General features: G+C 63.2%; 17 protein-coding genes. 7 read left to right on the top strand and 10 right to left on the bottom strand.

Features of this window, described 5'->3' with window-relative positions; all coding sequences use genetic code 11:
- The first annotated feature begins 24 nt into the window (after positions 1-24).
- From SOR61_RS08895 to SOR61_RS08870, 6 genes are read left to right on the top strand one after another with little or no spacing between them, the layout of a single operon-like run.
- Complete coding sequence (locus SOR61_RS08895) at positions 25-885, top strand: DUF2520 domain-containing protein (protein ID WP_320612305.1); 861 nt, start codon at positions 25-27, stop codon at positions 883-885.
- The gene (gene panB / locus SOR61_RS08890) at positions 882-1,763 is read left to right on the top strand and encodes a 3-methyl-2-oxobutanoate hydroxymethyltransferase (protein ID WP_320612304.1); all 882 of its coding nucleotides are present in this window, start codon (positions 882-884) and stop codon (positions 1,761-1,763) included. Before SOR61_RS08895 ends, panB begins: the two co-directional genes overlap by 4 nt.
- A gap of 10 nt (positions 1,764-1,773) precedes the next feature.
- Positions 1,774-2,631: a pantoate--beta-alanine ligase gene (gene panC / locus SOR61_RS08885; RefSeq protein WP_320612303.1), complete on the top strand. Its 858-nt coding sequence runs from the start codon at positions 1,774-1,776 to the stop codon at positions 2,629-2,631.
- 1 nt (position 2,632) lies between these two features.
- Positions 2,633-3,028: an aspartate 1-decarboxylase gene (panD, locus tag SOR61_RS08880; RefSeq protein WP_320612302.1), complete on the top strand. Its 396-nt coding sequence runs from the start codon at positions 2,633-2,635 to the stop codon at positions 3,026-3,028.
- Positions 3,029-3,061: 33 nt separating this feature from the next.
- Entirely contained in the window at positions 3,062-4,264 is a 1,203-nt protein-coding gene (gene coaBC, locus SOR61_RS08875; RefSeq protein WP_320612301.1) for a bifunctional phosphopantothenoylcysteine decarboxylase/phosphopantothenate--cysteine ligase CoaBC, read from the top strand.
- A gap of 9 nt (positions 4,265-4,273) precedes the next feature.
- On the top strand, positions 4,274-5,059 hold the full coding sequence (locus tag SOR61_RS08870; protein WP_320612300.1) for a type III pantothenate kinase: 786 nt from the start codon (positions 4,274-4,276) through the stop codon (positions 5,057-5,059).
- Between the two features lie 79 nt (positions 5,060-5,138).
- On the opposite strand, the gene ftsH is transcribed toward SOR61_RS08870, so the two are convergent.
- The 7 genes from ftsH to SOR61_RS08835 form a co-directional block, all read right to left on the bottom strand.
- Complete coding sequence (gene ftsH, locus SOR61_RS08865) at positions 5,139-7,160, bottom strand: ATP-dependent zinc metalloprotease FtsH (RefSeq protein ID WP_320612299.1); 2,022 nt, start codon at positions 7,158-7,160, stop codon at positions 5,139-5,141.
- 42 nt (positions 7,161-7,202) lie between these two features.
- Positions 7,203-7,742: a hypoxanthine phosphoribosyltransferase gene (hpt, locus tag SOR61_RS08860; protein WP_320612298.1), complete on the bottom strand. Its 540-nt coding sequence runs from the start codon at positions 7,740-7,742 to the stop codon at positions 7,203-7,205.
- 7 nt (positions 7,743-7,749) lie between these two features.
- Positions 7,750-9,153, bottom strand: coding sequence for a tRNA lysidine(34) synthetase TilS (tilS, locus tag SOR61_RS08855; protein WP_320612297.1), 1,404 nt, complete (start codon positions 9,151-9,153; stop codon positions 7,750-7,752).
- Positions 9,137-10,489 (bottom strand): replicative DNA helicase, encoded by a 1,353-nt coding sequence (dnaB, locus tag SOR61_RS08850; protein WP_320612296.1) that lies wholly within the window; start codon positions 10,487-10,489, stop codon positions 9,137-9,139. Before dnaB ends, tilS begins: the two co-directional genes overlap by 17 nt.
- A gap of 43 nt (positions 10,490-10,532) precedes the next feature.
- Entirely contained in the window at positions 10,533-10,982 is a 450-nt protein-coding gene (gene rplI, locus SOR61_RS08845; protein WP_320612295.1) for a 50S ribosomal protein L9, read from the bottom strand.
- Between the two features lie 71 nt (positions 10,983-11,053).
- The gene (locus SOR61_RS08840) at positions 11,054-13,051 is read right to left on the bottom strand and encodes a DHH family phosphoesterase (RefSeq protein ID WP_320612294.1); all 1,998 of its coding nucleotides are present in this window, start codon (positions 13,049-13,051) and stop codon (positions 11,054-11,056) included.
- 99 nt (positions 13,052-13,150) lie between these two features.
- Positions 13,151-14,068: a YihY/virulence factor BrkB family protein gene (locus SOR61_RS08835; protein WP_320612293.1), complete on the bottom strand. Its 918-nt coding sequence runs from the start codon at positions 14,066-14,068 to the stop codon at positions 13,151-13,153.
- Positions 14,069-14,085: 17 nt separating this feature from the next.
- On the opposite strand from SOR61_RS08835, the gene spoIIP reads away from it, so the two are divergent.
- The gene (gene spoIIP, locus SOR61_RS08830) at positions 14,086-15,090 is read left to right on the top strand and encodes a stage II sporulation protein P (RefSeq protein ID WP_320612292.1); all 1,005 of its coding nucleotides are present in this window, start codon (positions 14,086-14,088) and stop codon (positions 15,088-15,090) included.
- Between the two features lie 58 nt (positions 15,091-15,148).
- Here spoIIP and SOR61_RS08825 read toward each other — a convergent pair whose 3' ends face one another.
- From SOR61_RS08825 to SOR61_RS08815, 3 genes are all read right to left on the bottom strand, one after another.
- Positions 15,149-16,930: a peptidoglycan DD-metalloendopeptidase family protein gene (locus SOR61_RS08825; RefSeq protein ID WP_320612291.1), complete on the bottom strand. Its 1,782-nt coding sequence runs from the start codon at positions 16,928-16,930 to the stop codon at positions 15,149-15,151.
- Positions 16,931-16,975: 45 nt separating this feature from the next.
- The gene (pgeF, locus tag SOR61_RS08820; RefSeq protein WP_320612290.1) at positions 16,976-17,830 is read right to left on the bottom strand and encodes a peptidoglycan editing factor PgeF; all 855 of its coding nucleotides are present in this window, start codon (positions 17,828-17,830) and stop codon (positions 16,976-16,978) included.
- Between the two features lie 35 nt (positions 17,831-17,865).
- Positions 17,866-18,886: SEC-C metal-binding domain-containing protein (locus tag SOR61_RS08815; protein WP_320612289.1), on the bottom strand; the 1,021-nt coding region annotated here is incomplete at its 5' end.

The following is an 18,886-nucleotide window of genomic DNA, read 5'->3' as shown; positions in this document are numbered from 1 at the left end:
GCCCGGGAAAGGCAAGGTGATACGATGCGTATTGGATTCATTGGAGCAGGAAAGGTAGGCTTCTCGCTGGGTAAATTCTTTGCCCAGGGCGGCATTCCGGTGACCGGCTATTACAGCAGGCATCGAGGATCGGCCCAGGAAGCAGCGCACTTTACAGGAACGAAACCCTACACCGCCCTTGAGGCGTTGGTTCGGGACAGTGACGCGCTACTCTTTACGGTTCCAGACGGAGCCATCTCCTCGGTGTTTGCACAGGTGAGGGAGATGGGGCTTGCAGGAAAACAAATTTGTCATTGCAGCGGCGCTATGACCGCCTGGGAAGCCTTTCCCGGGGGGGAGACTTTTGGCGCCTACTACTATTCGATCCACCCGCTGTTCCCCATAAGCGACCGTTACATCGCTTACCGGGAATTGCCGGGTGCTTTTTTCTGTCTGGAGGGAGAGGGTCCCCACCTGCCCTGGTGGGAAACCACCCTCACCGGGCTGGGAGCTCAGGTCAAACGAATCCCCTCGGAGGGGAAGGTGGGCTATCACGCCGCCTGCGCCATCGCCAGCAATCTGGTGTGCGCCCTGGCAGCGGAGAGCCTGGCCCTGCTGGAGGCCTGCGGCTTTTCCCAGGAACAGGGGCTGGCTGCGCTGGCTCCCCTCATGCAGGCCAACCTCACTCACCTGCTGAAGAAAGGGCCGGTAGAAGCCCTGACGGGAGCGGTAGAGCGGGGGGACCGGGAGACCGTGGCCAAACATCTGGCCTGTCTGCCGGACGAGAATGCCCGGACCCTGTACCGGACGGCCTCCCTGCGCCTGGTGTCTCTGGCCCAGAAAAAGCATCCGGAGCAATCCTATCAATCCATGTACGACATCTTGAAGGAAGGATTGAACCCATGAAACAGAACACAGTCGCGACCCTGGCCGCTATGAAGGCCAGGGGTGAGCGGATTTCTCAGCTGACCTGCTACGACTACACCACCGCCCGCCTCATGGACGACGCCGGGGTCAACATGATCCTGGTGGGCGACAGCCTGGGCATGACCATGCAGGGCTATGCGGACACCCTCCCGGTCACCGTGGAGGAGATGATCATTTACGGCCGCAGCGTGGCCCGGGGCTGCCGGAACACCTTTGTGGTGCTGGATATGCCCTTTATGAGCTATCAGATCTCTCCCCAGCAGGCGCTGGAGACCGCCGGGCGCATGATGAAGGAAGCCCAGGTGGACGCCGTGAAGCTGGAAGGGGGCAGGACGGTGGCCGACCAGATCCGCGCCATCACCGACGCAGGTATCCCCGTGGTGGGCCACGTGGGCATGACCCCCCAGTCCTACCACGCCTTTGGCGGCTTTAAGGTCCAGGGTAAGGAAGAGGACAGCGCCCGGCGGGTGCTGGAGGATGCCCTGGCAGTCCAGGAGGCCGGTGCCTTTGCGGTGGTGCTGGAGTGTGTGCCCCCCAAGCTGGCGGCCCTCATCTCCCGGACCCTGGACATTATCACCATCGGCATCGGCGCCGGGGAAGGCTGCGACGGTCAGGTGCTGGTCTACCAGGATATGCTGGGCATGACCGGAGACCGGGTACCCAAGTTTGTGAAGCGCTTTGCTGAGGCAGGGCAGCTCATGCAGGAGGCCTTCCGGGCCTACGACAGCCAGGTGAAGTCCGGTGCCTTCCCGGCAGCGGAGCACGCTTATGGCAAGAGCGACTGCGCCGACGAGATCCTGGCCCGCCTGGAAGAGGAACAGGCCGGGAGCAATTGGAAACTTTGTTCTGTGATGTGAGGGAAAGAAAATGATAAAAGCAGAAACCATAGCAGAGGTCCGGGCCCAGGTCCGGGCATGGAAACAGCAGGGCCTCACCGTGGGCCTGGTGCCCACCATGGGCTACCTCCACGAGGGCCACGCCAGCCTGGTGGACCGGGCGGTGGCCCAGTGCGACCGGGTGGTGGTGTCCGACTTTGTGAACCCCACCCAGTTTGGCCCCGGCGAGGACCTGGAGGCCTATCCCCGTGATTTTGACCGGGACTGCGCCCTGCTGGAAGCCCACGGCTGCCATCTGGTCTTCCACCCTTCGGTGGAAGAGATGTATGCCCCCGGGGCAGCCACCTATGTGGAGATCCAGTCGGAGATGCCCCGGCAGCTGTGCGGCCAGACCCGGCCCATCCACTTCCGCGGGGTGTGCACGGTGGTCTCCAAGCTCTTTCACATCGTGACCCCGGATAAGGCCTTCTTCGGCCAGAAGGATGCCCAGCAGCTGGCCATCATCCGCCGGATGGTCCGGGACCTGTCCTATGGCATCGAGATCGTGGGCTGTCCCATCGTCCGGGAGGAGGACGGCCTGGCCAAGTCCTCCCGCAACACCTACCTGAACCCCCAGGAGCGGCAGGCCGCTCTGGTGCTGTCTCAGGCAGTGGCGCTGGGCCAGAAGATGGCCCAGGAGGGAGAGACCGATGCAGAGAAGATCGTGGGCGCTATGCGCGCCCATATCGAGAAGGAGCCTTTGGCCCGGATCGATTATGTCTCTGCTGTGGACGGCGAGACCATGGAGCCGGTCCGGGAGATGAAGGGCCTGGTCCTGGTGGCCATGGCCGTATACATCGGAAAGACCCGGCTGATCGACAACTTTGAAGTGGGAAGGGAGGCTGTCTGACATGACGCTGGAGATGCTGAAAGGAAAGATCCACCGGGCAACGGTGGTGCAGGCGGAGTTAAACTATGTAGGGTCCATCACTGTGGACCAGGACCTGCTGGACGCCTCCGGGATCCTGGAGTACGAAAAAGTCCAGATCGTGGACATCGACAACGGCAGCCGGTTTGAGACCTACACCATTGCCGGGGAGCGGGGGTCCGGGATGATCTGCCTCAACGGGGCAGCCGCCCGCTGCGTCAGCGTGGGGGATAAGATCATCATTATGGCCTACGCCCAGATGACCCCGGAAGAGGTGAAGGGGGACTATCACCCCAACGTGGTGTTTGTGGACGAGCAGAACCACGTGGCCCGGGTGACCACCTATGAAAAGCACGGCTTACTGAAAGATATGACCTAACCGCTGCGGCGGAGAGATGGGAGCGACAGAAGAATGGAAAACCTGAAGGGAAAATGTGTATTGCTGGGGGTCACAGGGGGCATCGCCGCCTACAAGATGACCCATGTGGCCAGCGCCTTGCAGAAGGCGGGGGCGGAGGTCCATGTGATCATGACCCGCAACGCCACGGAGTTTATTACTCCCCTGACCTTTGAGACCTTGACCAACCACCGGTGCGTGGTGGATACCTTTGACCGGGACTTCCAGTATGATGTGACCCACATCTCTCTGGCCAAGGCAGCGGACCTGATCCTGGTGGCCCCGGCCACCGCCAACGTGATCGCCAAGCTGGCCCACGGGATCGCCGACGATATGCTCACCACGGTGGTGCTGGCGGCTCGGTGCCGGAAGCTGGTGGCCCCGGCCATGAACACCGCCATGCTGGAAAACCCCATCACCCAGGACAACATTCAGCTGCTGCGGAAGTATGGCTTCGGCATTGTTGAGCCCTCCAGCGGCCTGCTGGCCTGCAAGGATGTGGGCAGCGGCAAGCTTCCGGAGCCCGAGGTCCTGCTGGACCACGTGGCCCGGGAGATCGCCCGGGAGAAGAGCCTGGCAGGGGTGCGGGTGACCGTCACCGCCGGCCCCACCCAGGAGTCTCTGGACCCGGTGCGCTACCTGACCAACCACAGCACCGGCCGTATGGGCTACGCCATCGCCCGGGAAGCTATGCTCCGGGGCGCCCAGGTGGAGCTCATCTCCGGGCCGGTGGATATCCCCCCGGTGCCCTTTGTGGAGACCCGGCCGGTGACTACGGCGGCGGACATGCTCCGGGCCATTCAGGACGCCCTGCCCCACACGGACATCCTCATTAAAGCGGCGGCGGTGGCGGACTATCGCCCGGCCACGGTGGCAGACAACAAGATGAAGAAGTCCGACCGGGACCTGAGCATCCCCCTGGAGCGGACGGTGGATATTCTGGGCTGGGTGGCAGAGCACCGGCACCCCGGCCTGTATGTATGCGGCTTTTCCATGGAGACCCAGAACATGGTGGAAAACTCCCAGGGCAAGCTGGAGCGGAAGAAACTGGACATGATCGTGGCCAACAACCTGAAGGTAGAGGGGGCGGGCTTTGGGGTCAAGACCAATGTGGTGACCCTCATCACCAAGGACCAGGTGAAGCAGTTGCCCCTCATGGGCAAAGATCAGGTGGCTGCGCAGCTATTGGATGAGATCCAGCGGCGTCGTAGAGGATAAGGTGAGGAAATGATTCTGACCATTGACATTGGAAACACCACGGTAGCCCTGGGCTGTCTGGAGCGGGAGGGGGAGAACTACGCCATCCGCTACGCAGGCAAGATGTCCACCCTGCCCGCCTGGGGCGCGGCGGACTATTTGCAGACCATGCGCCGGATGCTGAAAAAGGCCGGCGTGGGGACTGAAGCCCTGGAAGGGGCGGTGCTGTCCAGCGTGGTCCCCTGCCTGGTGGCTCCTCTGCGGTGCTGCGTCCGGGCTATGCTGGGCAAGGAGCCGGTGGTCATCACTTCCCAGAGCGACACCGGACTGTCCTATCAGGTGCCCGACCCCCAGCGGGTGGGGCTGGACCGGCTGGTGGACTCAGCCTGGGTGGCCAATCGCTTCCCGCTGCCGGCGGTGACGGTGGATATGGGAACTGCCACCACCTTTAACGTGCTGGATGAAGGGGCACAGTTTTTAGGGGGAATCATCGCCCCCGGTTTGCAGACCGCCCTGGGCGCCCTGAGTGATCGGGCTGCCCAGCTGCCGGAGGTGGAACTGGTGACTCCGGGCTACGTGATCGGCCGGAACACAGAGGAATGTATGCTCTCCGGCGCTGTGGCCGGGGCGGCTGCCATGATCGACGGCATGGTGGCCCGCATTGAGCGGGAACTGGGAAAGCCTGTGACCCTGGTGATGACCGGGGGACTGGCCCGCCACGTGGAGAGCCTGTGCAGCCATCCCCATGTGTACGATCCCCATCTGCTGTCCAAGGGCCTGGCCCTGCTGTACGAGCGAAACTGCCCCCAGTCTTAAGAAATGAAAAAGAGACCCCATTGGGTTCCAGCGGAACCCAATGGGGTCTCTTTTTTTGCTTTGTATTGGTGGGACAGGCTTAGAAGGGATCAGGAGGATTGTCGTTGCGCTTGGCCTCCTGCGTTTGCTGTTCCTCAGCTTCCTGGAGCCGACGGGCAGCTTCCGCTTCCCGCTCTGCCTGGAGCCGGGCCTGCTCCTGGGCCTTTTCCTCGGCCTCTTTGCTCCGCTTAATCCGGATCTCTTCCTTCCGCTGCTCCAGTGCCTCGGGAGGACCAAAGACCAGGGTGAAGTCCTCGGCGGACATGGTCTCAAACTCCAGCAGATACTGGGCGGTGCGCTCTAGGGCGTCCATGTTCTGGGAGAGGATCTCCTTACAGCGGGCGTAGGCGGCGTCCAGAATGGCCTTGATCTCCTCGTCGATGAGACCAGCCACCTCTTCCGAGTAGGACCGGGACTGGGTCATGCTCCGGCCGATAAAGACCTCCTGGTCGCTGTCGTAGGAGATGGCGCCCAGACGGTCGCTCATGCCGTACTTCATCACCATGCTCCGGGCGATGGCGGTGGCGGTTTGCAGGTCGTTGGAAGCGCCGGTGGAGATGTCGCCCAACACCAGCTCCTCGGCTACCCGGCCGCCCAGACAGGTGCAGATCCGCTCCTGCAGCTCCCGGCGGGACTGGTACATCCGGTCCTCCTCCGGCAGGGAGATGGTCATGCCGCCGGCAGGACCTCTGGGGATGATGGTGATCTGATGGACCGGGTCCTGGGTCTCCAGCTCATGGATGACCACGGCGTGACCGGCCTCGTGATAAGCGGTGAGTTTTTTGGCCAGGGGGGGCACCACCCGGCTCTTTTTCTCTGGTCCGGCGATGACCTTCAGCATGGCCTCGTGGAGGGTGTCCATGCGGATGAAGGGACGGCCCTGACGGGCGGAGAGAAGGGCTGCTTCGTTGAGCAGGTTCTCCAGGTCGGCGCCGGTGAAGCCCACGGTAGCCTGGGCCACGGTGTGCAGGTCCACATCTTCTGCCAGGGGTTTGTTCCGGGCGTGGACCCGGAGGATCTCCTCACGGCCCTTGATGTCGGGCAGGCCCACGTAGATCTGGCGGTCAAACCGGCCGGGCCGCAGCAGGGCCGGGTCCAGAATATCGGCGCGGTTGGTGGCGGCCAGGACGATCACCCCTTCGTTGGAGGCGAAGCCGTCCATTTCCACCAGCAGCTGGTTCAGGGTCTGCTCCCGTTCGTCGTGTCCGCCGCCCAGGCCGGTGCCTCTCTGGCGGCCTACGGCGTCGATCTCGTCGATGAACACGATGGCAGGGGCGCTCTTCTTGGCCTGCTCGAAGAGGTCGCGGACACGGGAGGCGCCCACGCCTACATACAGCTCCACAAAGTCGGAGCCGGAGATGGACAGGTACTGGCACCCGGCTTCTCCGGCCACGGCCCGGGCCAGCAGGGTTTTACCGGTGCCCGGAGGGCCCACCAGCAGGATGCCCTTGGGGATCCGGGCGCCCAGCTGGGTGAACTGGGCGGGCTGGCGGAGAAAGTCCACCACTTCGGACAGCTCTTCCTTTTCCTCGTCGGCCCCGGCCACGTCGTCAAAGGTGACCGAACGGCCGGACTCGGCCAGAGTCCTGGCCTTGGCCTTGCCGAACTGGGAGGCGGAGGGCCCGCCCCCGCCCTGCATCTTCCGCAGGAAGAGGAAGTACCACAGAAGGGCCATGATCCCCAGGACCACCACCCAGGTGAGGATGGTGCTCATCCAGGCGGGGGAGGGACTGTCCGGGTATTCGTAGTCGGAAATGACCCCGTCGCGGTACTGCTGCACCACGATGTCGTTGAAGTCTTGGTAGAAGAGGTCAAAGTTATAGAGGGAATAGGTGATGACCTTGTTGCCGTCTTTGGGCTCTTTCAGGGTGAGGGTCAGGGTGTTATGGTCGTCTACCTTAACGGTCTCCACCTGCTTGGCCTCGAAGAGGGAGCGAATGTCAGCGTAGGAATAATCGGTGCGGCTGGTGGCGTCCCGGAAAATACTGCTGGCGAAAAAGACCAGCAGCAGCAGACAGATGATGAGCACCAGCCCGCGGACAGGGTTTGTGTTTTTGTTCAAAATGGAACCAACTCCTTTTGAGACGATTGGGGGTCCGGGGATTTATTCGTAGACGCTGGGGGAAAGGATGCCGATGTAGGGCAGCTGACGGTAGCGCTGGTCATAGTCCAGGCCGCAGCCCACCACGAAGGCGTCGGGAATCTTGAAGCCCACGTAGTCCGCCTCGATGGGGCGGGTCCGCCGGTCGGGCTTATCCAGCATGACGCAGAGCTTCAGGGAGGCGGGGGTTCTGGTCTTCAGCTCCGCCACCAGCTTGGACAGGGTGTTGCCGGTGTCCAGAATGTCCTCCACCAGAATGACGTCCCGGCCGGCGATGTCCTCGGAGAGATCCAGCCGGATATTCACCAGACCGGAGCTGGTGGTGCCGGAGCCGTAGGAGGAGGCGGACATAAAGTCCAGGGTCAGGGGGAGGTCAATGTGCCGCACCAGGTCGGCCATAAAGATGAAGGAACCCCGGAGGATCCCCACCACCAGGGGGGACTTGCCTTCATAGTCTTTGGTGATCTGTGCGGCCATCTCCCGGGTCCGGGCGGCGATCTCTTCCTGGGTGAAGAGGATTTGCTGCATGTCCTGTTCCATCATGATCGTTTCAGGTCCTTTCCTCGTTCTTTGGTTCTTGTTTGGGTGGGGTGATGCGAAGGGAGAGGGCGGGCTCGCCGGGGACAGCCAGGCGGCTCTCCTGAGGGCCCAGCCCTGCGGCGGCCAGAAGGCCGCGGGAATCCGTCAGGACGGGAAGGGAATCCCGGAGCTGACGGGGAATTTTCTCGTCAATGTACCATTTTTTCAGGGGTTTTTCCGGTCGTCCGGGCAGGCGGAGGCGGTCTCCGGTCTGTCGGGGCCGGACGGTCAGGGGAAAGGTCACCGCTGACCGGGAAAGCCAGCAGGCCCAGGGTCCCTGCGCCGGAGCAGGGGGGCAGGGCAGCTGCCGGAGGGTGAGGGTCCAGCCGTGGGAGAGGACACAGGTCCCCTCCTCCCGGAGGGTCAGAGGGGAGAAGGCTGGACATTCCGGGGGAGAAAGGGTCAGACGCAATGCGTCATAAGTCCGCGCGGCCTCCAGCCCCCGGGGCAGGGAGAGACGCGCGGAGGGATGGGACTGCCCCGCCAGGTCCAGAATGGCCTGCAAATGGACGGCAGCGATCTGGTGCCGCCCCAGACGGGCCAGGGCGTGCTTGACGGCACGAACTGCCACCGGTCGGGGAAGGCTCGCCAGGGTTTGGGCAGAAAGAGACAGACAGGGGCCCTCCTGGGTAGCCTCCCCAAGGGCTTCCTCCGCCAGCTGGTCCAGATAGTCCCGGTCCTCCCGGAGATGGGAGAGGCTGGCGGCCAGGGTGGAGGAGAAGGCGGGGTTCAGCCCCCGCAGCACAGGCATGACCTCCTGTCGGATGCGGTTGCGGGCGTAGGAGAGATCCTGGTTGGAGCTGTCCTCCACATGGGGGATGTTACGCCGGGTGAGATAGGCGTCGATGGCCTGGCGGGGGGTGGTGAGCAAGGGACGGATCAGGAAGCCCCGCCTGGGGGGGATGCCCGTGAGACCGTCCAGCCCGGTGCCCCGCACCAGATGAAGGAGAATGGTTTCTCCGTTGTCGTCGGCGTTGTGGGCGGTGGCCACGGCCTGGGCGCCCTGGGCCTTGGCGGTTTCCAGCAGGAAATCATAGCGCATGGCCCGTGCGGTCTCCTCAATGCCCTGTTTCCGCCGCCGGGCTTCCCCGGCCACGTCTCCCCGGCCCAGAATACAGGGAATCCCTCGGTCCCGGCAGTAGCCGGCCACAAAGGCCTCGTCCCGCTGGGCTTCCTCCCCGCGGAGCTGGTGGTTGTAGTGGGCGGCCAGCACGGTGAGCTGCCGCTCCGGCGCCAGATCCAGGAGAAGGGAGAGCAGGGCCATGGAGTCGCCCCCGCCGGACAGGGCGCACAGCACTGTGGTCCCCGGAGGGAGCATGTGGTGCTGGTCGGCAAAGGCGATCACCTGAGAGAGAAGCTCAGTAGGGTTCTTCATAGGTGCGCTCCACAGAGGAGAAGGCGGTGAACTCGGGCAGCCACTGGAGGGGAATGGTGGTGGTCTCGCCCCGGCGGTTTTTGGCGATGATGCACTCCGCCTGGTTCCGCTTCTCGCTGTCCTTATTATAGTAGTCGTCCCGGTACAGGAACATGACAACGTCGGCGTCCTGCTCGATGGCGCCGGACTCTCGCAGGTCGGAGAGCATGGGGCGTTTGTCCGAGCGGCTCTCGTTGGCACGGGAGAGCTGGGAGAGGCAGAGGACGGGGACGTGGAGTTCTTTGGCCATGATCTTCAGGGCGCGGCTGATATCAGCCACCACCTGCTGGCGGTTTTCCCCGGCGTAGCGGGTGCCGCTGCCGGAGGACTGCATGAGCTGGAGGTAGTCAATGATGACCAGCCCCAGGTTCTCCATTCTCCGGCACTTGGCGTTCATGTCTGCTACAGACAGGGAGGGGTTGTCGTCGATGTAGATGTTGGTATGGGCCAGGGCGGTGGAAGCCACGGTGACCTTATCCCAGTCGTCTGGGGATAGCTTGCCGGTCATGAGCTTTTTGTTGTCCAGGAAGGCTTCGCTGGAAATAAGGCGGGTGGCCAGCTGCTCCCGGCTCATTTCCAGGGAGAAGAAGACCACGCTCTTGCCAGAAAATTTGCCTGCGTGGAGCAGGACATTCAGAGCGAAAGAGGTTTTGCCCATACCGGGCCGGGCGGCCAGAAGGACCAGTTCCGACGGGTGGAATCCCGTGAGGGTACGGTCCAGGTCGCCGAAACCGGTGGCCATGCCGGGTACGTCGGACCCTGCCATGGACAGTTCCTGGAGCCGGTCGAACACATCCACCAGGATCTTGGACAGGGGCTCCAGCCCCTGGGCGCTGCGGCCCTGGCGGATGGCATAGATCCGCTGCTCGGCCAGGTCCAGGACGGCCTGGGCGGTCTCGCCTCCCTCCTGCACCAGAGTGGTGAGGTCTCGGGCGGTCTCGGAGATCCGCCGCAGCAGGGCTTTGTCCTTGACGATGCGGACGTACTCCTTGACGTTGGCTGCGGTGGGGGTGATCTCCATGAGCTGGAGCAGATAGTTCCGGGAGGTGTTCTCGTCGTAGACCCCCCGGAGCTTCATCTGGTCCAGTACGGTGACCGGATCGATGGTGGCGGAGAAGTTGAACATTCCGTAGATGGTCTCGTAGATCTCCTGATTGGTTTTCAGGTAGAAGTCCTCCCCGGTGAGGGACTCGATCACGTCGGGGATACACCGGGCGTCAATGAGCATGGCGCCCAGCACCGACTGCTCCGCCTCCACACTGTGGGGGAACTGCCGCAGCAGCAGAGATTCATCCATGGAAGTGGTCACCACCTTTCGCTCTATGGGTTAGGGAGGGGGATCAGCCTTCTTCGCTGACTTCTACTTTAATGGTGCCGGTGATTTCATAGCCCAGCTTGCACTTGAGCTCGTAAGTGCCGAAACTCTTGATGGGTTCGTCCTGTACGATCTTGGCCTTGGCGATGGTGAGGTTGCACTGGGCCTGGAGTGCGTCGGAGATCTCCTTGCTGGTGACAGCGCCGAAGAGGCGGCCGCCGGAACCGGCCTTGGCAGAGATCTTCACGGTGACGTTCTTCAGCTGGTCAGCGATGGCTCTGGCCTCTGCCTTTTCGGCTTCCATCTGGGCCTTCTTGGCCTTGTCCTGCATGATCATCTTGTTCATGTTGTCGGCGTTGGCGGGGACAGCCAGCTTCTTGGGGAAGAGGAAGTTCCGGGCGTAGCCGTCGGAGACATTGACCATCTGGCCGCGCTTGCCCTGGCCTTTTACGTCCTGCTGTAAGATTACTTTCATGGGTAGTACCTCCAAAGATTCATCGTATTGTAATGGGGATCGCGGAACCTCCTGCACGGGTGCGGGAGGGGTCAGGCTTCTTCAAAGTAGCGGTCAATGGCGGCCTTCAGCAGGGGGAGCACGGACTCCGGCGCCTTGCCGGGGAACTGGGCCCCTGCGGTGGCGGCGTTGCCGCCGCCGCCCAGCATTTCGCTGATGACCTGCACGTTGACGTTACTATTGGAGCGGGCGGAGAGGCAGGCCTGGCCCTCTTCGGGGAAGAGGACGAAGGAGGCCTCGATGCCGGCGATATTCAGCAGCTCGTCGGCAGCCTGGCCGGCAATGGCCCGGCCCACCCGTTTGTCTGTGGTGGTGATGGCAAAGGTTTTGCGGTAGGGCTGGGCGCCCTGGATGATTTTGAACTTGGCCACCGTGTCCTCCAGGTTGGTCTGGAAGAACTTGTTGACCTCGGCGGTGTCTGCTCCGGCCTTCCGCAGGAAGGCGGCGGTCTCAAAGGTCCGGCTGCCGGTGCGCATGGTAAAGGCCTTGGTATCCAGCACGATGCCGGAGAGAAGGGCTTCCGCCTCTTCCCGCTTCAGGTCCCCGTTGTCCAGAATGTGCTGGACCAGCTCGGTGACCAGTTCGCTGGCGGAGGAGGCATAGGGATCGTGGAAGCTGAGGGCAGGTTTCTCGATGTAGGAGGCGGCCCGCCGGTGGTGGTCGATGACCACGATGCGCGCCCCGGAGTTGAGAAGGTCGGGAGCCTGGGTCTGCTCGGGCCGGTTGGTGTCCACCACCACCACGATGGTGTTGGGCCCGGCCAGATGGAGGGCGTCCTCGGCGGAGATAAAGACGTTTTTGTAGTCCGGCAGCTGGGCCAGACGCCGGGTCTGTTCCTCGGCGGGGTAGGGGGAGGGGGCTTTGACCGCTTTCACAGAGACGCCCAGCTTTCGGGCGATGGCGCAGATCCCGGCCACGGCCCCCAGAACATCCAGGTCAGGGAACTTATGGCCCATGACGATGACCTGCTGGGTGGAGGCCAGCAGCTCCGCCAGGGCGGAGGCCACCACCCGGCTCTTGACCTTGGTGCGGCGCTCGGTCTCCTTGGACCGGCCGCCGATGAAGGAGAAGTCGGCCCCGTCCTTGATGACCACCTGGTCACCGCCCCGGCTCAGGGCCATATCCAGGGCCAGGGAGGCGAACTGGAAGAGCTGGCGGGGGTTCTCTGCGTTGCGGCCGATGCCGATGGAGAGGGTGGCCACCACGCCGTTGGGGCTCTGGACCTGGCGGATCTCATCCAGAATGGAGAACTTGCGCCGATAGAAGTCCTGGAGCTTGCCTGCTTCCATGAGGAAGAGGTAGAGGTCCCGGTCGTAGCGGCAGAGCATCCCCTGGGCGGGGTCCAGCCAGGCAGACAGGCGGTTGTTGATCTCTGTGCGCATGGCGGAGCGTTCGCTCTCGCCCAGGCCCCGGCCCAGATCCTCGTAGTTGTCCACCTGGAGGATGGCCAGCACCGGGCGGGTGGCCTGGAAGGACTCCGCCACCTGGGCATACTCGGTGATGTCCACCCAGTAGGTAGTGGCCAGGAACTCGCCGTCTCCCCCGGTGCTCACCAGGTTGCCGAAGACCAGGTACTGCTGGTCGCCCACAGGGACCGGGTCGGGGCTGTAGGTGTCCCCGTCCAGCAGCCACTGGGTCTGGAAGGAGGGGACCAGGGTAGAGAGCTTGGTCTCAAAGAGGTGGTCCCGGTCGCCGGTGAGATGAAGGAACCGCTCGTTGCTCCAGATGATGTCGTCGGTGTCCGGCCGGAAGATCACGATGGGCAGAGGGGAAGAGATCATGGTCCGCCGGGAGGCGGTATCCACGTGGTTGCTGATGTGGTCCAGATAGTCCAGCACTTCGTTTCTTCTCCGGGTGATCCCGGCGTGGAGATAGAGATAGAGTACGATCACAGCGGCGATCTCCGCCAGGGAGAGCCAGATGTTGAACACAGCGGTGAGCGCGGCAAACAGCAGGCAGGCGAAGAAGAAGACGCGAAAGCCCGTTTTTGTGAGACGGGACAAAGCTTTACTAAACGTTTGTGGACGCATGATGGCACCCTCCTTCGCAGCTGTGGGCTGCGAACATAATCGAAAAAGGCAAAATCATAGATAGTACATTATACCACAACTGAAACAGGGATACAAGCGTTAGTGGGGGCGCACCCCTTTTCGCCAGCTTTTGTACCACACGCTGGTAAAGACCACCCCCAGAAAGAGGATCTGCCCGCAAAGGTAGAGCCAGATGAGCAGGACGATCAGGGAGACCAGGGAGCCATACACCAGAGAGTAGCGGGAGGAGAGGCTGATGAACCAGGAAAAGACCGCAGAGGAGACCACCAGCGCCAGGGAGGAGACAAAGGTGCTCAGCAGCACAGGGATCCTGGGGGTCCCCAGAGGGGCGGCCATGTTCAAAACCCCTAAGAGGAAAAGGAAGAAGATGGAGAACAGCAGCACATACCGGGACCAGGACCAGAGGCTCAGCAGCCGGTGGAGCACAGGGAAACGGTCCGCCAGCGCAGCCAGCGTCCTCTGGCCGGTGGCCACTACGATGACCGACAGGTCAATGGTGAGCAGCAGGCCGAAGGGGAAGAGGATGCTGGAGACCAGGCCCCGGACCAGGGACAGGGAGATGTCCTCGTACATATCCACGATGACCCGGGTGATGGTGCGGAAGGCGGCCGCAGAGGAAAACCAGCAGCCGGCCAGACCGGCGATGAAGAGGGCGGGGGACTGGTTCAGGGAGATGTAGCGCAGGTAACCCTCGATCATGTCCACGGCGGCGGTGGGCAGAACAGGCTTGAGCTGTTCGGCCAGACTGACTGCGTCAATGTGGACCAGACCCAGAATGTAGGAGGCGCAGATGAGCACCGGAAAGACGGTGAGCAGCACAAAGTAAGCCAGCCCGGCGGCGGCCTGGGGAACGCGCCGGCTGAAGTAGAGGGTAAGGGCCTCCCGGAAGAAGGAGACGATGGGAAATGTCCAAAACTTTTTCAGGGTAAGACCTCCTTTCTGGGAGTGGGGCGGGAAGGTTCTGAATGTATGGTATGCGGCATAGGGTAAAGGCATACGGGAGTGTGATGCCAATGAAAAAACCAGGAAGAATTCGGGCCATCGGCCGGGGCCTGCGCCGGGGGACCGCTTTTTTGCTGGCCCTCCTGGGGGTGTGGATGGCGGGGGCGGCCCTGGTGTCCCAGTGGGCGTCGGGGACCGGACCGCTTCTGTCCCTGAGCCAGAAGCCGGCGGCCTCGCCCGAGGAGGCGTCGGAGGAGCAGGATCTGGAGGCGGTGACCCCGGATAAGATCCAGGAAAAGACCATCTCCGGGGGCGGCACCGGTTATGTCAATGCCCAGGGTGTCTCTCTCTTTAACCGGACGAGCAAGACCGTGGACCTGGAGGCGGTGGCCCAGGGAGGCAGCAGCCTTGCCTTTGGAAAGGCGGAGGACGGGCCCCAGATCCTGATCATGCACACCCACGGCACCGAGTCCTATGCCCGGGACGGCACGGAGCCTTACACAGAGACAGGAACGGCCCGCACCACGGACACCAATTATAATATGATCCGGGTGGGAGACGAGATCGCACGCATCTTCACGGAGATGGGGCTGAACGTGGTCCATGACAAGACCCTCTATGACTACCCCGCCTACAACGGGGCTTATGACCGGTCCCGGGCGGGGATCGAGGCCATGCTGGCCCAGTACCCCACCATTCAAATGGTGCTGGACGTACATCGGGACGACCTGGTGGGCAGCGACGGTACCATTTATAAGCCGGTGCTGCAGATCGACGGGGTCAAGACCGCCCAGGTGATGCTGGTGGTGGGCAGCGACGACGCCGGCGCCCAGTTCCCTGACTGGCCGGAGCACCTGGCCCTGGCCATGGGGCTCCAGCAGCAGATGAATGCCCTGTGGCCGGGTCTGGCCCGGCCCATTACGCTGCGGACCGCCCGGTTTAACCAGCAGCTCACCAAGGGGTCCCTGCTGGTGGAAGTGGGAGGGCACGGAAACACCCTGGAGGAAGCCCTGGCCGGGGCCCGCCTCTTTGCCCGGGTGGCGGGCAAGACACTGTTGGAACGGGTGGCCCGGTGAGGGCCAAAAGGAGCCGGATCACGGGGTGTGATCCGGCTCCTTTGTCATAGAAGAAGGGTCAGGGCTCTGACGCTGGCTGGGAGAGCGGAACATCCCCGGTGTTTAGCTGGGTGTCATCGGATGCTTCCGGTGGTTCCGGCTGGGGGTCCTCCGGCTCTTCCGGCGGTGTGGGCGGGGGAACAGGCTGCTCGGGCTCCGTAGGCGGCGCCGGGGGTTCCGGCTTCTGGACGGGCGCTTCCGGCTCCTCCTGGGGCAGGTTCTGGTTGGGGGCGTTGTTTTCCCCGGGGAGGTAGAGCAGCGGGTCGATGGGGCTGTTGTTATACCGGACCTCAAAGTGACAGTGGGGGCCGGTGGAGCGTCCGGTGGAGCCCACTGCGGCGATGGGCTGGCCCTGGGTGACGGTGTCGCCCTGGCGGACCAGCAGCTTGGAGCAGTGGCCGTAGTAGGTCAAAAAGCCGTTGTGGTGGTCCAGAATGACCAGGTTGCCGTAGGTGCCCTTTTCTCCGGCGAAGAGGACGGTGGCGTCGGCAGCGGCGTTGATGGCCGTGCCCTGGGGGGCGGCGATGTCCAGGCCCCGGTGGAAATTATTCTCCCCGAAGATGAACCGGTAACCAAACTGAGAGGTGATGGTGCCCTTCACCGGCCAGAGGAACATGCAGTCCTCCGGCAGCTCCGGCATGGGCTGGGTGCCCATGCCCACGATGAGGGGGGTGGGCTCGGAGACGGTCACGGCGCTCAGGTCGTTGCTGGCCACGGGCACGCCGCAGCGCTTCACCACCCGGGCCAGGACAGACTGCTCCCCGGCCTCCCCTTCCTGGATGATCCGCTGCTGGCCGGTGAACATGGTGTCGTCCGGCTGGGTCTGGATCTCAGGGGTGACGGCCCGGGAGAGGTTCATTTCCTCCACGGTGGAGACCATGAGAAGGGGGCAGGACTGCTCGATGGTGAGGGTGAGGCCGGGCTCCAGAGGGGTCTCGGAGGCGGCAGCCACCAGGGCTTCCAGGGCCTGGGCTTCCTTTTCCCGGGCTTCCTGCTCTGTTTTCTGGGTCTCGTCTCCGGCCAGGTCGGTGGCGTTCTGGGTGTCAGATTCCCCCATGGACAGGCCGGACTTCTCCAGGTGGGCCTTCCGCTGGGCCTCCAGGTCCAGGTCAGGGTTCAGCTCCTGGAAGCGCTCGGGGGTCATGGCAAAGGTCTCCGTCAGAGACTCCACCGTATCCCCCTCCTGGGTGGTGTAGGGGAAGGTGCGGGGCGTCTCCTGGAGCAGGATGGCTGCGATCTGCTCGGCCGTGGCCACGCCGGTGGAGGCGGGGAGGTACTGATAGCGGATGTCCACCTGGTTCTCGATCCGCAGGGACCGGGTCTCCGGGGTGGTGTACCGCTGGGTCACCAGGTTCAGGGCCTGGTTCAAAATGTCGGCGCTCTCTGCGGCGGCCATTACGGTGCCGTCGATGGAGAGGGTGTAGACGTGTTCCAGCTCGGGGATGATCTCCATGATGGAGTCGGTGACACCGGGCAGGGATTCCACCGCATCCCGGGAGGCCAGGGTGGTGCGGACGGTTACATCCTGATTGAAGGAATAGGGTGTGTTGAGGATCTGCGAGGTGCGGACCTCTGCCTGGGTGACGGCGGCCTGGTAGGTCTCTTCGTCCTGGAAGAAGGTCACCAGACGGCCCTGGGCGTCCACTGTGTAACAGAGGGTACAGGAGGTCGCCAGCACAGCGGCGGTGAGGACCACGCCGCTGAGACAGAGGAAGGGGAGACTGGAGCGGATGGGATGACGGACGCTGTCAGTCTCCTGCTTTTGCCGAAAGAGGGCAAGCTTGCGTTTGAGTTGCTGCATACGGGAATGCTCCGAAGTTCCGCGCACGGGGAAATGCCTCCTTTTTTATCGTTCGGCGCTTCCCTCCCGGGGGAGGGAAAGGGATGAGGGACGTAGCTGGATCATAGCGGCCTGGTTCCCCCGCTGGTCGCCCATTTTCCGGTGGGACCAGTAGAGTTCAGGGTGGCAGGCGGTGCAGAGGGGGAGGGTATCGATGTGGTCTTGGGTGAGGCCGGCGGTACGGAGCTGCCAGGCCAGGATGCCTTTCAGGTCTACGGAGAACTTTCCGTTCCCCAGGGAAGAGAGGTAGGGGGTGACGCCGCTGCCCCAGCGGGCGGTCATGGCGGAGGGGACATCGTCGTGGGTCTCAAAACAGCAGGGGCCAATGCCGGGACCGATGGCCGCCAGGATGGACTCCTTTTTGCAGCCGTAGAGGTCAGCCATTTTTTCCGCTGCCTGGGGCGCGATGCCCAGGGCGGTGCCCCGCCAGCCGGAATGGACGGCGGCGATGACCTTCTGCTCCGGGTCGTAGAGCAGGACCGGGATGCAGTCGGCGTAATAGATGGTGAGGCAGAGGCCGGGGTCGTTGGTGATGAGACCGTCGGCGTCGTAGGGGATGGGGTCCAGCAGGTCGGGGAGGATATCCTCCCGGGAGGCCACCCGAATGGTGTCCTCATGGACCTGATGGGTCATCACCAGGCTGTTGGGATCGGTACCCACGGCGGCGCAGAAGCGGCGGTAGTTTTCCCGGACCGCGGCGGGATCGTCGTGGCGGGACAGACCCAGGTTGAGCTGGGCGCAGGGGCCGGTGCTGACGCCGCCCAGACGGGTGGCGAAGCCGTGGGCCACACCGCCGGCCGCGGTGAAGGCGTCGGCGGTGTGGAAGATGACGTTTTGCTTGGACTGTTTGGTAAAAGCCATAGACACCTCACAAGAATGGTCTGAGAGAGGGGGGATCACTGAGCGGCCTTATCCTTCAGATAGCAGCACTTCTTGTACTTCTTGCCGCTGCCGCAGGGGCAGGGGTCGTTGGGACCGACTTTGATGGTCTTGCGCACGGGGGTCTTTTTCAGGGTCTCGTCGCTGCCGCCGGACTCTCCGGTGACTTTGGCCACCCGCTCCCGGCGCACTTCGTTGGTCTGGACCCGGGCCAGGATGATCCGGCGGATGGTCTCCTCCTGGATGGCCTGGATCATGCCCTCGAACATCTCAAAGCCTTCCTTTTTATAGGCGTCCACGGGGTTGGTCTGGGCGTAGGCCCGCAGCTGGATGCCCTTCTTCAGCTCTTCCATGGCGTCGATGTGGTCCATCCAGTATTCGTCTACCACCCGGAGCATCATGACACGCTCCAGCTCCCGCATGAGCTCTTCGCCCAGGGAAGCTTCCTTGGCCTCGTAGATCTCCAGGGCCTTGGCCTCGATCTCCTCCACCAGGGCCTTGGGGGCCTTATGGGACAGCTCTTCGTCGGTGTACTGGAATTGATCCGGAGCAAAGAAGAGGCCGTGGTAGGGTTCGGTGGCCATCTGGAAGGACTCGGCGGTCAGGTGCTTGTGCTCGCCCAGGTGGCCGTGGATGGAGGAATCGATCCAGCGGTTTATCATGTTGCGGACGAAGGGCCCCATGTTCTCCCCATCCAGCACCTGGCGGCGCTGCTTGTAGATGACCTCACGCTGGACGTTCATCACGTCGTCGTACTCCAGGGTGTTCTTTCGGGCCTGGAAGTTCTTGGACTCCACCTTCTTCTGGGCGTTTTCGATGGCGCCGGAGAGGATCTTGGCGTCGATGGGGGTGTCCTCGTCGATCTTCAGGGTCTCCATCATGCTCTGCATCCGCTCGGAGCCGAACAGACGCATGATGTCGTCCTCCAGGGACAGGTAGAAACGGCTTTCGCCGGGGTCGCCCTGACGGCCGGAACGGCCCCGCAGCTGGTTGTCGATCCGGCGGGACTCATGGCGCTCGGTGCCCAGGATGAAGAGG

The sequence above is a fragment of the Evtepia sp. genome, from assembly GCF_034090835.1.
Classification (GTDB): Bacteria; Bacillota; Clostridia; order Oscillospirales; family Oscillospiraceae; genus Evtepia.
The sequence above is the reverse complement of the archived record's forward strand: the minus strand, read 5'-3'. Positions and strand labels throughout refer to the sequence as shown.

What these genes read in the sequence shown, in the direction of transcription:
- SOR61_RS08895 (WP_320612305.1), top strand. Translation starts at nt 25, where the DNA reads ATGCGTATTGGATTCATTGGAGCAGGAAAGGTAGGCTTCTCGCTGGGT.
- panB (WP_320612304.1), top strand. Translation starts at nt 882, where the DNA reads ATGAAACAGAACACAGTCGCGACCCTGGCCGCTATGAAGGCCAGGGGT.
- panC (WP_320612303.1), top strand. Translation starts at nt 1,774, where the DNA reads ATGATAAAAGCAGAAACCATAGCAGAGGTCCGGGCCCAGGTCCGGGCA.
- panD (WP_320612302.1), top strand. Translation starts at nt 2,633, where the DNA reads ATGACGCTGGAGATGCTGAAAGGAAAGATCCACCGGGCAACGGTGGTG.
- coaBC (WP_320612301.1), top strand. Translation starts at nt 3,062, where the DNA reads ATGGAAAACCTGAAGGGAAAATGTGTATTGCTGGGGGTCACAGGGGGC.
- SOR61_RS08870 (WP_320612300.1), top strand. Translation starts at nt 4,274, where the DNA reads ATGATTCTGACCATTGACATTGGAAACACCACGGTAGCCCTGGGCTGT.
- hpt (WP_320612298.1), bottom strand. Translation starts at nt 7,742, where the DNA reads ATGATGGAACAGGACATGCAGCAAATCCTCTTCACCCAGGAAGAGATC.
- tilS (WP_320612297.1), bottom strand. Translation starts at nt 9,153, where the DNA reads ATGAAGAACCCTACTGAGCTTCTCTCTCAGGTGATCGCCTTTGCCGAC.
- dnaB (WP_320612296.1), bottom strand. Translation starts at nt 10,489, where the DNA reads ATGGATGAATCTCTGCTGCTGCGGCAGTTCCCCCACAGTGTGGAGGCG.
- rplI (WP_320612295.1), bottom strand. Translation starts at nt 10,982, where the DNA reads ATGAAAGTAATCTTACAGCAGGACGTAAAAGGCCAGGGCAAGCGCGGC.
- SOR61_RS08840 (WP_320612294.1), bottom strand. Translation starts at nt 13,051, where the DNA reads ATGCGTCCACAAACGTTTAGTAAAGCTTTGTCCCGTCTCACAAAAACG.
- SOR61_RS08835 (WP_320612293.1), bottom strand. Translation starts at nt 14,068, where the DNA reads ATGCCTTTACCCTATGCCGCATACCATACATTCAGAACCTTCCCGCCC.
- spoIIP (WP_320612292.1), top strand. Translation starts at nt 14,086, where the DNA reads ATGAAAAAACCAGGAAGAATTCGGGCCATCGGCCGGGGCCTGCGCCGG.
- SOR61_RS08825 (WP_320612291.1), bottom strand. Translation starts at nt 16,930, where the DNA reads ATGCAGCAACTCAAACGCAAGCTTGCCCTCTTTCGGCAAAAGCAGGAG.
- pgeF (WP_320612290.1), bottom strand. Translation starts at nt 17,830, where the DNA reads ATGGCTTTTACCAAACAGTCCAAGCAAAACGTCATCTTCCACACCGCC.